Origin of the sequence: Bacillus sp. JJ864, from assembly GCF_036963045.1 — a bacterium.
GTDB classification, from domain to species: Bacteria; Bacillota; Bacilli; order Bacillales; family Bacillaceae_G; genus Bacillus_A; species Bacillus_A pseudomycoides_C.
On the sequence record NZ_JBALLY010000053.1, the window covers coordinates 1 to 15,179 of the forward strand.

The window sequence follows — 15,179 nt, forward strand, 5'->3', positions numbered from 1 at the left end:
AAAATAATTTGTTCAGATATAAGTGTCACTAATTTAAAAAATGCTAGTGAAAAATATAACATAACTACAACTACTGACAACAATGAAGTAGCTAACAATGCTGATATTTTAATTTTATCAATCAAACCAGACCTATACTCATCAGTAATTAACCAAATAAAAGAGCAGATAAAAAGCGATGTAATAGTCGTAACTATTGCTGCTGGAAAAAGTATTAAGAGTACTGAGAATACTTTCGGCAGAAAGTTAAAAGTTGTTAGAGTAATGCCTAATACACCTGCTCTTGTTGGAGAAGGAATGTCTGCGTTATGTGCTAATGAAGTGGTTACAGAAAAAGATCTAGAAGACATACTAAATATATTTAATAGTTTTGGCCAAACAGAGATAGTAAATGAAAAATTAATGGATGTTGTAACATCTGTAAGTGGTTCTTCTCCAGCATATGTATATATGTTTATAGAAGCCATGGCAGATGCTGCTGTACTAGATGGTATGCCAAGAACTCAAGCTTATAAATTCGCAGCTCAAGCTGTATTAGGTTCTGCAAAAATGGTACTTGAAACAGGGATACATCCAGGCACACTTAAAGATATGGTTTGTTCTCCAGGTGGAACGACAATAGAAGCTGTAGCAACATTAGAGGAAAAAGGCTTAAGAACAGCTATCATTTCAGCTATGAAACGTTGTACTCAAAAATCTATTGAAATATCCAGTTTAACTAATAAGTAAGAAACTACGTTTAGGGGTACCGTTACATCCATCAATTTAAGCTGTTTTTGTAACTACTCAGTCATTCTATGAAAAAAAGGCAGAAAAGCATTTTTTTTAAATGGTCGAGAGGGACTGGCTAGGTATAGGAGCGGTCAGGGCCTTTTCTTGTCACGCGCAAAGTTTTAAAACAAAGAAAAGCAGCAAGGTGTGGAGGCACTGAAAAAGTGATTGTTTCAAAAAAATAAGACATATTTTATCAGTATATTGAAAGTGAAAAGGAGTCTGTCACCTGTATATAGTAGGTGATGGACTCCTTTTTCTTATAATGAGGACTTTTTCAGTGGCCTCCTAGGTGTAGGTCCGTTTTTATCTTCATGGCAGCAATCTATATGCTGAAAAATGAACATAACTTTCTATAGGTAAGCATATTTTCACTGGAATATTACCCCTTGCCAAACTTCTAAATGAAATGTATGGCTGAGTAATTACAATTATTTTATTTTTTAGGCTGATGGGCATGTAGTGCTATCCTTATATGTAATACATACTATTTCTCTAATTCTTTGGCTGTTCAATTGCCCCTGCTACATCATAATAACTAAGATCAAGTTCTGTCTGTTCACCAAGAGCAAGTTTCGCAAGCTCAGAACCTAAGTAAGGTCCTGCTGTTAACCCAGAAGCTCCAAGTCCATTAGCAACGAGTATACCTTCAAAGTTAGGTAACGCGCCAATTACAGGAAGGAATCCTGGTGTAAACGGCCTATATCCAACTCTCGTTTCCATCATCGTGCTACTTGATAAACCTGGAGCAACAGATAGTGCTTTATCAAATACTTCATGTAATCCACCGGCTGTTACTCTGTAATCAAATCCAGTGTCATTTTCATGTGTTGCACCTATTACTACACGGCTGTCTTCAAAAGCGAGAATATATTGGTCATTTGGCGGCATGACAACTGGCCAATTGTCTGTATCCACGTCTGATACATGAAGATGAACAATTTGTGCTTTTTGGAATGTAACTAAGAAATTAACACCGAGCGGTTGCAATAACTCATTTGCCCACGCACCCGCAGTTACAATTACTTGGTCAGCTGTTAAAGTTTCACCATTTACCTCAATACCAATTACTCGATTATCTCCATGTACTAATGATGCATTTCCTTTCATATAAACCGCACCATGTTTCTTTGCAGCATTTACAAGAGCCTGACGAAGTGCTCTACCGTTCACACGAGCAGCACCGCTAATATATACAGCACTATACTCTTCTAATAGTGGTGGAAATAGCTTTTTCGTTTCAGCTGACGACAAACGTGTAATTTCACCAATTTCTGGAGCATCCTCGCGTCGTTTATACGCTCGTTCCTCCATCTGATCTAATTTTTTCTCTTCTGTATGGAGACTAATCGCTCCTACACGTTTATAACCAGTATCTCTTTCACCATCTGTTTCTAATTGTTCAATTAAAGAAGCATAATACCGCGCTCCACCTCTCGCCATTTGATACCAAGCTTGGTTCCGGCGCTGTGACAGCCAAGGACATACAATCCCCGCAGCTGCATCCGTCGCCTGCCCTAAATCTTGACGATCAACCACCGTGACATGTGCACCTGCTTTTGCAAGATGATAGGCAGTAGATGCTCCGAGAATCCCAGCTCCAACTACAATATACGTTTTCATTTATAACACCTTTTCCTTTTTCATACTTTTACACGTTCCAGAAATTTGATCTATAAATAATCAAACATTACCTTTAAGGTGAATTTCTTTATTCAGTATACTGGAAGGAGAGTTTTTTTCAACTATAGCGCCGGATTATTACATAATAATCCGGCGCTACAACAAATTAAATACTTATATTTTTTGAAGTTAGTTCAAAGTTCACTTTATTCGCTGAACGCACAATAAATAGAAAGAATAACACTCCTCCTGCAATAGGCATGACATAAGAAGGAAGGATATTTAATAGAGATCCTGATGATATCATCGCCATAGGAAGCATTATTTTCGCAATACTAATGCCAATGCTTAGTACTCTACCTCTATATTCATCTGGAATCTCCTTTTGCATAAAATAAGCTAGAGGGATATCAATTAGCGCTATGACTACTCCAAACAAGAACAAGACAGCAATGAAATAACAGGTATAAACGATGGAGTTCAGTTGTAAACTTTTCAGCATAACTGGAACTCCTAACAGAATCATACAAATCGATAAAGCAAAACTTACATATTTTAAAAGAATGGAATAGGAAATTCTTTCTGTGATTTTCTTTACCAATAAAGCTCCTAAAATCATCCCCATCGGAAAGGCCCCTTGGATCATACCAAACTCTTTTGACCCTAGCTTTAGAACTGTATTGATCATATACGGTAATGGAACAGTCACTGCAAAGCCGAGAAAGAAATTAATTAATATTAAGATCGTAAACATGCTCTTAATACTTTTTCTTTCGAATAAAAAGTTAAATCCGTCCTTTATATCACTTATTAAATGAATTTTTCCACCTGAATGACCTTCATTTGTTTGGAAATTGAAAAGTTTAAAATGAATAAACATCATTGATAAACCAGAAAGGATAAAAGAAATTCCATTTATGATAATAAAAGTTCTCATATCAAAAATTGCAAAAACAATTCCGCCTAACATGGGGCCCATAATCGAAGAGACTGAGTCGATTATTTTACTAACAGAATTAATATTCATCAACATTTTTTCAGATACAATGTTTGGCTTTGCTGCTTCTAAACCTATTCCAAAGAAAGTAGTAAACACCGTCAAAAGAAAGGTAGTGGCGTAAATGATGAGTAAATTCAATTCATATTTCATACATAATATATAAACAGAAACTAGCAGGATTCCACTAAGAAAATCCATCAAAACAACTAACGTCTTTTTATTCACCTTATCCGCAATCACCCCAGCAAATGGATTGATAATAATCATCGGAATAGTGCCTAATACGAGGGTAACGGCAAAGCTTAACGCCGAGCCCGTCAGTTTTAAAACGTATAACCCTAACGCAAAATTATAAATAGCTGTACCAAATATCGAGACAGTCTTTCCTGTAGAATAGAGGAAAAGGTTTTTCATTTCTTTTTTGTTCTTTTCATTACCTATACTCATTTGTAGTGCTTCCATAAATACTCCACCTCGCTTAACTTTTTATATAACAAAGTGTAAGCTGTTGGGTGAACCCGACAACAATAGATGCAATCCATAAATTTTTAATGGAAAACGAAAAAAAGATAGGGTTAACCCTATCTTTTACCAAAAAATGAATATGAATATATTTCTTCGCCTTGCACAAAGAAATTTTCGTACTTCCCACCTCGATCAATATATTTGGAAGTCCTCTCCTCAATGGGAATATAATTTAAAGTGTTGATGTTTTCCTTAATCTTTTTAGATATAAAGTTATCTCTGAATTTAGCCTCGATTTTACTTTTGGGACTAAAGTTTTTAAAAGCAATAAATGATCCTAATAAGTAACAATCAGGCTTAAAAAGGGAATCCACTTCACGAAGCAAAAACTCCTCATGTTCAAAGCTGTAATTACTAGTACCCGAATGACCCATCACGATATCGACAGAGTATTCCTGTATAGGTATATCTAAAAAGTCAGCGCAAATAAAGAGAATGTTTCTTTTGACACCAGATCTCTCTAATACCCCTTTTAAAAATCGATGCCTCTCTAAGTTGCGATCAACGGCAATATACAAGCAATTTTCCGGTAATTCCCGAAAAATATTTCGCAGAAAAAAGCCAACTCCGGATCCTAGCTCAAGTACTACTTTATCGTTTAAGTCTAATTGACCAAGTTTCCTCCTTAACCATTCTCCAACTTTACGGATATTTTCCAAATAAGTTGGATCAGTTACATGAATATATTCAAGAACAAATTCTTCATGATGGGGGCCCGAAGCCGCTTGAAATGAATTACCAACCTTTAAAATACCTGATTCAACAAGGTATTCTTCTCCACAATTGCAAGTTAACTTTCCCTCCATAATTTGATTTCGATAAATGATCCCATCTTGAAGAATGAGCTTTTCACTACATTTTAAACATTTCAGCATATCGAGTACTTTTAAATCAATCCCCATTACCACGCTAGAACCTTTCGATTTTGCTGATAACGCATCTAATTTCGTCTTTAGCTTTTCCTTTATTTCTACTAAATTATTTATTTCCTGCCCAACCTGCTCATATTTATCCATAAATAAAGATTGATAGTATGTATCTTGTTCATAGTCCGTAAATTCACCAAAATTCTTATAAAGAAAAAATTGTTTAATCTCGTTTAAACTAAAGCCCATCCCTTTAAATTCTAAAATAATCTCTAAATCGTTTTGACAGTGCTCATCAAAAAAATAATGCCCTCCCTTCTTTTCAGGTACTATCAATCCTAAGTCCATATAATGTCTAATTGTATCGATACTTAATTTATTTACTTCTCCAAATTTACCAATCTTCACTGTATCACTACCTGTACATTTTATTTATTCATGAGCCCTTCTTTCTTACATCAAAAACCACTTTTATATCTACTATACTTTCTCTAATAAACTAGAAGGTTTCCGGAATTTTGTCGCTTGCTCAAAAGCGTAACCAATCTTAATTAAAGTTCCCTCACTAAATACGCGTCTTTTTGACTCACATGATTTTCTAAAGCAAGCATACTAGCGCTTGTATGCATTTTATCTCCTGTTTCTATATTGTCTTTCAGTAAAACTGGAATCCCATGAAGAGGTCCTCGTTTTCCTTTTTTCTTTCGCTCATAATCCAATGATTCAGTAAGAAAAATAGCATCAGGATTTATTTCAAGTATAGCGTTTATATTATGTCCAGCTTTATCATACTTTGCGATTCGATACAAATAATACATAACAAGTTCTTTTGATGTTAACTTACCATCTTCCATCGCTTCTTGAATCATTGTAATTGTTAACTCTTCCCCGTCCATATTGTTCAATTGAAATTCCATATAACTAACTCCTTTTTTTAGAAAATTATAACAATTCATCTTATCTAAAATCTAGCAGAATTCCATGTATGTACATCTTTTTATCCTTACCCCTGTACAAATATTTGTTTTATAGTTATATTATGGTTATTGAGTTGTTACGAAAATATAAACATCGCTCTACTTTATATCCGTAAACTGTTTGAAAATCCATTTGTCATAATGAATTTTACTCGGAAGGAGGTTTACAGTTTATACGTGAGGATATAAAAGCTAGTTTTATTTTACATAACTAGTAATCATATAGGAGGCGAGATAATGTTTCGTACAATTTCAAACTTTATGAGAGTAACTGAGATCAGGAGTAAAATCCTTTTCACTTTAGCAGCGCTAATCGTTTTTCGGATTGGCACGTTTATTCCAGTTCCTCATACTAATGCTGAGGTATTAAAAATACAAGATCAAACAAATATTTTAGGAATGCTCAATGTATTTGGCGGAGGTGCCTTAAAAAACTTTTCAATTTTTGCAGTAGGTATCACACCGTATATTACAGCTTCCATCATCGTACAGTTATTACAGATGGATGTCGTTCCTAAATTTGCAGAGTGGGCAAAACAAGGGGAAATGGGCCGAAAAAAATCAGCTCAATTTACTCGCTACTTTACAATTGTTCTTGCATTCATTCAGTCGATAGGAATGTCTATTGGCTTTAACAATATGGCAGGTGGACAATTAATAACGGACCCGGGTTGGAAAACCTACTTATTAATTGCTACCGTATTAACTGCTGGTACTGCGTTTTTAATGTGGTTAGGTGAACAAATTACCGCAAATGGAGTAGGTAACGGAATTTCAATTATTATTTTTGCCGGACTTGTGGCAGGAATTCCAAGTATTATGAATCAAATATACTTACAACAAATTCATAATGCTGGAGATCAACTCTTTATGCATATTATAAAAATCGCATTAATTATTTTAGTCGTTTTAGCTATCATCGTTGGTGTCATTTATATTCAACAAGCAAATCGGAAAATTCCTATTCAATATGCAAAAGCTTCTACTGGGAACAATCCGTATCAAGGAGCAAAAAATACACACTTACCTCTTAAGGTAAATAGCGCAGGGGTTATTCCTGTTATCTTTGCTTCAGCATTTTTAATGACGCCACGAACAATTGCGCAGCTATTTCCAAGTTCCGCAGTGTCCAAATGGATCAATACAAATCTTGATTTTACACATCCAATTGGAATGTGTTTATATGTTGGACTCATTATTGCATTTACATACTTCTATGCCTTCGTTCAAGTAAACCCTGAACAAATGGCCGAAAACTTGAAGAAGCAAAACGGGTATGTTCCAGGCATTCGACCAGGGATTATGACAGAGAAATACGTTACAAAAATCTTATATCGCTTAACTTTTGTCGGAGCAATTTTTCTAGGGTTAATCTCTATTTTACCAATTATATTCACAAAAATTTCTGATTTACCAGCTTCCGCTCAAATTGGCGGGACAAGCTTACTCATTATTGTCGGTGTCGCCCTAGAAACAATGAAAACATTAGAAAGCCAGCTTGTGAAACGTCACTATAAAGGATTTATTAAGAAAGTGAATTAACATACAAAAGCCTCTCACATATCATTAAAATATTGATATGTGAGAGGCTTTTCTTTTATAATGACTTCTAATATAATTCTATTAAAAACCTTCACTTCTCCTAGCTTTTAAAGAGATTTCAATAATCATATCCAAGAGCTTACTATAAGAGATTCCCACCGCATAAGCGCTTTTTGGTAGTAAGCTATTTTTTGTCATCCCCGGCAATGTATTCACTTCCATCACATATGGGATTCCATCTTTTATAATCATATCAACTCTAGCATAAACACTGCATTTTAATGCTCTATAGCATGCCATCGCAGCCTCAGCGACACGCTTTTGAGTTGTCACCGGAAGTTCTACAATCTCTTCAATCGTAGCCGCATCATCATATTTCGCATGATAGTCAAAGAACTCAGCCGCATGTTGAATTGAAATAATCGGTAAAAGTTTTCCGTCCAAAATAGAACATGTAATTTCTTCTCCCTTTATATATTTTTCAATTACGATTTCAGAATCCCATTTAAACACATCCTCAAGTGAAGATAGTAAAGACTCCTTATCATATACGATTTTTACCCCTACACTAGAACCACCTGAATTTGGTTTTACAACTAACGGAAATCCCATTTTATCTATTTCATCAAGTTGAAGATCTTCCATATTTGAAATATGAATCCAATCTGGTGTTTGAATTCCCTCATAGCGAATCATTTTTTTTGACATATTTTTATCCATACAAATACCGCTTGATAGCATATCACTTCCTGTATATGGAACACCAAGGGTCTCCAGTGTACCTTGAATCGTACCGTCCTCCCCGTATTTTCCGTGAAGAGCTAACAAGGCAATATCGATATCACTTACCTTTTCAATAAGCTCTTTTTTGTCATTCAATTTAATTGGCACAATTTCGTACTTACTCTTATCCAAATGTGCAATCATTTCTTCCCCTGTCATGAGGGACACTTGTTTTTCAGAGGACACGCCTCCCATAATTACGCCAACTCTCATTTTTCCAACTCCCAATTTTCATTTTTTAAGGTATCGCCAATTATTTTAATTCCATGAACAATATCCTCTTCTTTTAACCGTGAGAATCCTAATCGAAATGTATTGCTTCCCCCTCCATCTGAGTAAAAAACATCTCCTGGAGAAAAAACGACTCCCTTTTGATAGCATTTTTTCAAAAGAATACGTGAATCCTTTCCTTTTTCTAATTCTACAAAAAGATGTAGTCCACCGTCCCCAGTCATTCTTTGAAAAGGAATATATTGATTGCAAGCATGAACGGCTAGCTCATATTTTTTCTTATAAACTGACTTCGCCTTTTTTAAATATTTTTCGAAATAACCATCATGTAAATATTGATAAAGCACCGCCTGATCCAGTGTGGATGTATGAATCGTCCGTGCCCTTTTCACACTTTCTAAGCAGTGGATTAATTCTTTATCTGCTAAAATCCACCCAACACGCAACCCTGGAAAAAGAATTTTTGAAAAGCTGCTAATATAGATAACATTGTTGCCAGGTCCGGCGAAAGTCATTAACGGAGCTAAATGGGAACCTGAATAACGTAATTCCTCATTAAATCCATCCTCTACGATCGGAATTTGATGTTTTGAAAAAAGCTTCATGATTTCAGTCCTTTTTTCCGATGATGTGACTATCCCAGTCGGATTATGATAGGACGGAATTAGATATGCAAAATCAAAATCCATTTCGGATAATTTTTTCTCAACTTGATCAATATCAATACCATCATCTTTCATTTCTATCCCGTGTATATCAAATCCATGTAATCGAAAAAGTTTTAGTGCAGCATGATGAGTAGGATTTTCACAAATAATACGTCCAGATTTTTTAGCTAAAGAAGACAATAAAATATCCAAACCCTCGGTGAAGCCATTCGTGATAAGAATATCTTTATTGGAAATGTCTACACCTTTCATTTCCATGTAGTGAAGAAGATAATCAATTAGAGGTTTATAACCTTTGGCATATCCGTAGTTCAAAACAATATCACCTTCAATGGACATTCGAGTCAGAAAAGCTCTCTTAAAATTTTCAACATCAAAAAGCTTTTCGTCTGGAGCAATGCTATTGAAAGAAATCATGCCTTTTTCCCAACGAACACCGTGCTTCATTAAATCTAATTCATCAACTAGCGAGGTAACTTCATTGACCTTTTCTTTCCAGTTTAGTTCGATGGATGGCGTTTTGGATGTTTCGATTTCTCCTACAAAATTTCCTTTTCCCTTTATTGCATAAATTAAACCTGCTTGTTCTAAATCCGCGTAAGCAGTGAGAACAGTATTTCTGCTAACCGATAATAATTTACTAAGTTCTCGGGTAGATGGAAGCTTTTGGTGCTCCAGTAGGTGCCCTTTCATAATCATTTTTTTAAAATGATCCTTTAATTGAACATAAACTGGACGATTATCCACAAACTTTAAATCATTAAACACTTCCTTGCCCCCTTGTTATCATTTTTACATAACAAAATCTATCTCAAAAGGTCCACAGCATATGTATTTTCTTTAACTGGTGGTATGGTGTTAAGTATCACTCATACAACTTTGATATGAAGAATGTTACAAAATTTACTTCAGTCTCTTATTTAAAAATAATTAAGCTTTTTAACTTCATTTAAATGATACATTAGTAGATGTTGCGTAATCTATAAGTAATTTTTGATATGTTAGAAAATCTTTTTCAACAATTTTACCACGGAACAACAACTGATTTCTCCTCTGAAGACACTGGACTAAGAAAGGCACATGTCTATAAACTTGTACATTCTCATGATGGTACAATCTCTGGCATGAGCGAACTTTCAAAAGTGTATTACCCAAAAAAGGACGTCTATAAGACAACAAGCCTTAAGACGTCCTTTCATTTTTAAAAATCATGAATGGAATAAAAAACCTTACATCTCTTTTTTCAATAGCTTTCCATGTTTCCAATACAACTCAAGTGTGGATCGATTCGCCAAAAACACACCAATCAAGATAAAGCATGCTCCAATCCCCATTACCGGTTTGATTGGTTCGCTTAAAAACATATATCCTGTTATAACAGCAAGTAACGGTGAAACATAAAGCCAAGTAGATGGAAAGACAGGATTGGTTTTGGATAAAAGCCAATAGTATAAGCCATGCCCTCCTATTGAACCGATAAATATTAAATACAGAATCGGCCATTGAACGTTCCATGAAGTTAAGACAGATAGATTCGGATGCTCTAGTAAAAGAGAACAAACAATCAGTAATAAGCCTCCATAAAACATTTGAATTCCATTAATTAAAAACGGGGAGACATTTGGTAAATCTGATAAAATTTCCTTTGAACGGATCGTACCCATTCCGTAGAAAAATTCTCCTACTAATATAACAAGGCAAGCAATGCTCCACATATAAGAAAATTGCTGTTGTAACCCTGGTAAAGAAATGCACACAACTCCTATAAGAGCAAGCACAAGGGCAAAAAGTTGCTCCCTTCTCAATTTCATTCTCGTTCGTTTCGTTTGAAGCAATAAAATCATCATTGGACCGGTAGCAGAAAGAACAGCTGCTAATCCCGATGAGATATATTGCTCTGCCCAATATAAAGTTGCAAAGGTCATAAATGTAAGACAAAATCCCGCAAATATAATTCTTTTTACTACAAGGTATGGTATAACTGGTTTCCGTTTCACAATAAAAAACATGATAACAATTATACCCGCTAAAAAGAAACGAATTCCTGCTGAAAAAAGCGGCGGAGCTCCTGCTGCAATTCCTATTTTAATCGTTAAAAACGTCGTTCCAAAAATAATACAAATCAGAAGATAATTAAAAATAACCATCGTGTTTCCTCCCTTTCATTGTTGAAATGAGTATAGAGGAAACATCGTATAACAGTACACCTTGCTATATAACAGTTGTATGAATTTTCAGTTGATTATAAAGTTTTTTTCGGTTTAAATGAAAATAAAAAGAAGATTAGGTGAGATCATGAAGATTGTACTCAGAAAAGAATCTAATACACCGCTCTATCTGCAAATATACGAGCAAATCGTTCAGCGTATTCAAGGTGGAATTTTAGCTGATGGAGACCCTCTCCCTTCTTTACGTATCATGGCAGACGATTTAAATATAAGTGTATTAACAGTTCGTAAAGCATATAAATGGCTTGAGACAAAAGGGTATGTATATATACGACCAGGAAAAGGAGTTTACATAAGAGGAAAAAGAGATACTTCTCGAAGTATTCATGCTCCTTACGACTGGCAACATATGAAAGCTGTTAATGTGATAAGGTCTCAATATATTATCAATCGCCACAAAAAGTATTACGATTTTTCACAGGCCGTTCTTTACCCACGTCTTTTACCTAATCCGTTTCTATCAAGCGAAATGCAAAAAATATTAGACACAGACAAAATGCTGTTAGCCACATACGGACCTGTGCAAGGTGATGAAGAGCTTCGCGTGGAAATCAGCAAATATTTAAAAGACTATCAAGGATTAACAGCTGATCCTGCTCATTTATTAATTACAAGTGGTGCTCAGCAAGGAATTGATTTAATTACTCAAACATTATTAAAACCAGGCGACACTGTAATAGTAGAAAGTCCGTGCTACGGTGCTGCCATTGATGTGTTTATTAATAAAGGAATCAACGTTATTCCCGTTGAGCTTGATGAACAAGGCATCCGTTCTGATTTATTAGATGAAGTATGTCAAAAGAATAATCCAGTTTTGTTATACGTGAATCCTGCCTTTCATAACCCTACTGGAACATTAATGAGTGAACAACGTAGAAAAGAACTTATAGAACTAGCAGAATTTTATCATTTTTTTATTATTGAAGATGACTATTTTGGTGAGATCTATTTTAATGATATTGAGCTTTCGGCTCCTATTAAACATTTTGATAAGAACGGTCATGTCATTTATTTAAAAGGATTCAGTAAAACGTTAGCACCAGGGCTTCGTATTGCAGCCTTATTCGCAGAAGGACCTGTATTTGATTGGTTATGTGCTGCAAAAGCATTAATGGATATAGGTAGTCCACTAATAACGCAAAAAGCTATTCTACCTTTTTTGCGGACAGAAAGAATGAAGAATCATTTAGAAAAATTACGAACTGCCTTACAAATTCGTCGTGATACTACAGTAGAAATACTTAGTTCTTTAGCAGATACAATTCATTTTCAAGTACCAAAAGGCGGCTTTAATTTGTGGATCTCCCTTTCAGATTCAATGAATTCATTTGCATTACTAAAAAAAGCAAATGAAGCTGACATTTCTTTTTTACCCGGAACAGCTTGCTTTGTTCATCAATCAAAACACGAGTATATGCGTATCAGTTACTCCACGCTAAATGATCAAGATTTAATTATCGGACTCCAAAAGTTACGTAGAGTAATTTTAGATTTTCAAGGATAGACACCCTATTCTTTAGAAAGATACTGTTGCAGTACCTTCTCCAACACTTCGCGAGTAACTGGCTGTGCTTGAGCGGTTAATTGGTAACCGATACGACCGTTCGGCTCTGCAGTTACTTGCTGTAATGTTTGAATGTCATGAATTCCTTGTTCTCGTAAATACATAAATAATTGCTGTTCTGTCATTTTGGCACGATTTAAGTTTTCCTTTATAATTTTTCCGTCTTTAATAATAACGATCGTGTTACCATCTAGAAATCGTTCCACCTTTCGTGATTTCATCTCTAAATGATGAATGATTAGTAAAACAACAGAAAATATACACGAGGCTAGTATAGTTGGCCCTAACTTCTTACTTAACACTGGCTCTACAATAATCCGACCAATAGATACAACGACAATAATTTCAGCTCTTGTCATTTGACTAAGAGACTTGCTTCCCGCTAATTTCAAAACAATAATACCTGTACCGATTAATATAATACTTTCTAAAACGATGTTCATCTACAGTCCATTCCCTTTATAGCAATCTATACACAGTATTACCTTTTTCAAGTTAGTCTTAACCCTGTGTATTACATGAAAAAGAGCATGTTTAAAACAAACCGTTCCAAACATGCCCTTTTTTGTGTGTGCAAGGAAATTCTCTTATTCCCCTTGTTTATTCAGTTTTGTTTCAATAATTTTCAAGTCGTTATTCTCTCCATTTTCAACCACATGCTTCAAAATGGATAATTTATTGTTCCAAAATTGTTCGTAGAACGAAAGCCATTGCTTTAACTCTTGTAAAGGCTCTGGCTGCAGCTGATAAATTTTTTCTCTTCCTACTTTCTTTCCACTGACTAACTTTGCCTCTGAAAGAATGTGAAGATGTTTTGTAACAGCTGTACGGCTAATCGGAAAATGAGACGTTATTTCTGAAATAGGCAATTCTTTTTCTGCCAGTAATCGAAGTACTTCTCTACGAGTTGGATCAGCAATCGCTTGGAATACATCGTAATTTTCTGCTGATGGAGACACTTAGTCTTCAATAACCTTTTTCAGTTTTTCGTTCACAATGCCCATCCAACCAAATGCCATTTTCTCACGAATAACAGAACTTTTCTCATTCGGTTTCGGAAGAATATAGTCAGGCTCTTTCCAGCCGCCATGAATAAGTGTAAATTCAGTCTTATCACCTAAATCTTTTAAAAGAAATGAAACAATCCAGCCATCCGTATCCCATGCAAAAGAAAGATGATGAGGAGCATCGATCTCTAATACTTTACATGGAGACGGACCAAATGGAGATTGAATATGAAATTCATGTCCTACTTCTAGTTGAAAATCATTTGGCATAAACCATAATGCAATACCTTCTGCAGTTGATACTGTATCCCATACTTTTTGAATAGGCGCTTCTAGCACGATCGTTTGCTTAATATCTTGTAATGCGTTCATATTACTTTTCCTTCTTTCCTGATTTTAAAATGCAACCTTTTGGTTTCACTTCAACAGAATATAACACCTTTTGGTTTCGTGTCAAGATTGATAACTTTTTCGCAATCTTTAAATATGGAAAGATCACTAAAATAATAAAAAACCCTTAATCCAGTGATCTCTTAATACAAAGGCCTTCTTCTCATCCATTGCGTCGCAACCCATTTTTCTCCTTTGATAACAGGTGCACCGCCATGTAAAGTGAGTTTGTTTAATAATGCACCTTGATAAAAATATTCGAAATATACCGCCATTCCTTTTTTCGGTGATACAGAAAGGTTGAGTTTTGAAAAGAAAGTCTCTCCGCCTTCTTCTACATGATTTAAGTACATGACAAGGGTACTTATACGATTATTATTTGCTGCCGCACTGTTTTCTGCAAAGAAATCATAATGTGCTTTATATTCTTGGCCAACTGTATACTTTAAAATATGTAAACCTTCTCCATGTTCAAAAGGAACATTCATGATCGAAGCGATTCGTCTTTCGATTCTAGTAACGACCTCACTTTCTTCTAAAAATGTACCACTACTCGTCCGAATATCATTTATTTTACGCGAAACACCGATTTTAGAACGTTTCATTTTATTTTTAGACATTTCAATTAACGTTTCACACTCTTCATCACTTAATACATTTGCTAACACGACAATAAGAGGCTCTTCTAATCTTGAAATAATTTGGATTTCTCTATCTTCCGTTATAATTGTGTTTCCAGTGTGGTTAAAAATCGTTAGTTCCTTATCTTCAACTGTTTGATTTTCCATTTTCCCCATCTCCCTTAAAAAATGATTGGATATTACGAATATACCACACTTTTCTTTCTATTCTTTTTTTTCAGTAAATTAAACAAGGACTGTTCCGTTGTTTTTTATTGTCATAAAAAACTCGATTCCAAAATGAGTCACAGACTCCTCTACCTATCTTCTTCGCTTCTCTCTGAATCTTGAGGTGAGAGTCTTACTGCCCGCGAATAGCGGGAT

At 35.0% G+C, this 15,179-nt stretch carries 13 protein-coding genes and 1 pseudogene; 3 read left to right on the plus strand and 11 right to left on the minus strand.

Annotated features, from left to right (window positions below):
* Positions 1 to 729: pyrroline-5-carboxylate reductase (gene proC / locus V7024_RS09910; protein ID WP_335518980.1), on the plus strand; the 729-nt coding region annotated here is incomplete at its 5' end.
* 537 nt (positions 730 to 1,266) lie between these two features.
* Here the strand turns inward: proC and V7024_RS09915 are convergent.
* The 4 genes and pseudogenes from V7024_RS09915 to V7024_RS09930 all read right to left on the minus strand — a co-directional run.
* A complete protein-coding gene (locus V7024_RS09915; RefSeq protein ID WP_335518983.1) occupies positions 1,267 to 2,394 on the minus strand; it encodes an NAD(P)/FAD-dependent oxidoreductase in 1,128 nt (375 codons plus the stop codon).
* Between the two features lie 166 nt (positions 2,395 to 2,560).
* Entirely contained in the window at positions 2,561 to 3,856 is a 1,296-nt protein-coding gene (locus V7024_RS09920; RefSeq protein ID WP_335518986.1) for an MFS transporter, read from the minus strand.
* A 119-nt stretch (positions 3,857 to 3,975) separates the two neighbouring features.
* A complete protein-coding gene (locus tag V7024_RS09925) occupies positions 3,976 to 5,193 on the minus strand; it encodes a MerR family transcriptional regulator (RefSeq protein ID WP_335518989.1) in 1,218 nt (405 codons plus the stop codon).
* Positions 5,194 to 5,339: 146 nt separating this feature from the next.
* Positions 5,340 to 5,702 (minus strand): annotated as a pseudogene (locus V7024_RS09930) (amidase family protein); the annotation flags it as partial.
* Positions 5,703 to 5,999: 297 nt separating this feature from the next.
* On the opposite strand from V7024_RS09930, the gene secY reads away from it, so the two are divergent.
* The gene (gene secY, locus V7024_RS09935; RefSeq protein ID WP_335518992.1) at positions 6,000 to 7,304 is read left to right on the plus strand and encodes a preprotein translocase subunit SecY; all 1,305 of its coding nucleotides are present in this window, start codon (positions 6,000 to 6,002) and stop codon (positions 7,302 to 7,304) included.
* Between the two features lie 81 nt (positions 7,305 to 7,385).
* Here the strand turns inward: secY and V7024_RS09940 are convergent, their stop codons facing one another.
* The 3 genes from V7024_RS09940 to V7024_RS09950 all read right to left on the minus strand — a co-directional run bounded on the left by V7024_RS09940 (position 7,386) and on the right by V7024_RS09950 (position 11,133).
* A complete protein-coding gene (locus V7024_RS09940) occupies positions 7,386 to 8,300 on the minus strand; it encodes a D-alanine--D-alanine ligase (protein ID WP_335518995.1) in 915 nt (304 codons plus the stop codon).
* Positions 8,297 to 9,754 (minus strand): PLP-dependent aminotransferase family protein, encoded by a 1,458-nt coding sequence (locus V7024_RS09945; RefSeq protein WP_335518998.1) that lies wholly within the window; start codon positions 9,752 to 9,754, stop codon positions 8,297 to 8,299. Before V7024_RS09945 ends, V7024_RS09940 begins: the two co-directional genes overlap by 4 nt.
* Positions 9,755 to 10,215: 461 nt before the next feature.
* A complete protein-coding gene (locus tag V7024_RS09950; protein WP_335519003.1) occupies positions 10,216 to 11,133 on the minus strand; it encodes a DMT family transporter in 918 nt (305 codons plus the stop codon).
* Between the two features lie 148 nt (positions 11,134 to 11,281).
* On the opposite strand from V7024_RS09950, the gene V7024_RS09955 reads away from it, so the two are divergent.
* Positions 11,282 to 12,718, plus strand: a complete 1,437-nt coding sequence (locus V7024_RS09955; protein ID WP_335519006.1) for a PLP-dependent aminotransferase family protein — start codon at positions 11,282 to 11,284, stop codon at positions 12,716 to 12,718.
* 5 nt (positions 12,719 to 12,723) lie between these two features.
* Here the strand turns inward: V7024_RS09955 and V7024_RS09960 are convergent, their stop codons facing one another.
* The 4 genes from V7024_RS09960 to V7024_RS09975 all read right to left on the minus strand — a co-directional run bounded on the left by V7024_RS09960 (position 12,724) and on the right by V7024_RS09975 (position 14,963).
* Positions 12,724 to 13,221 carry a DUF421 domain-containing protein gene (locus tag V7024_RS09960; RefSeq protein WP_335519009.1) on the minus strand — a complete coding sequence of 166 codons (498 nt, stop codon included), beginning with the start codon at positions 13,219 to 13,221 and terminating at the stop codon, positions 12,724 to 12,726.
* A gap of 144 nt (positions 13,222 to 13,365) precedes the next feature.
* Positions 13,366 to 13,737 (minus strand): ArsR/SmtB family transcription factor, encoded by a 372-nt coding sequence (locus V7024_RS09965; RefSeq protein ID WP_335519012.1) that lies wholly within the window; start codon positions 13,735 to 13,737, stop codon positions 13,366 to 13,368.
* Positions 13,738 to 14,157, minus strand: a complete 420-nt coding sequence (locus V7024_RS09970) for an SRPBCC family protein (protein ID WP_335519015.1) — start codon at positions 14,155 to 14,157, stop codon at positions 13,738 to 13,740.
* A 161-nt stretch (positions 14,158 to 14,318) separates the two neighbouring features.
* Positions 14,319 to 14,963 (minus strand): 2OG-Fe(II) oxygenase, encoded by a 645-nt coding sequence (locus V7024_RS09975; RefSeq protein ID WP_335519018.1) that lies wholly within the window; start codon positions 14,961 to 14,963, stop codon positions 14,319 to 14,321.
* Between the last annotated feature and the right edge of the window lie 216 nt (positions 14,964 to 15,179).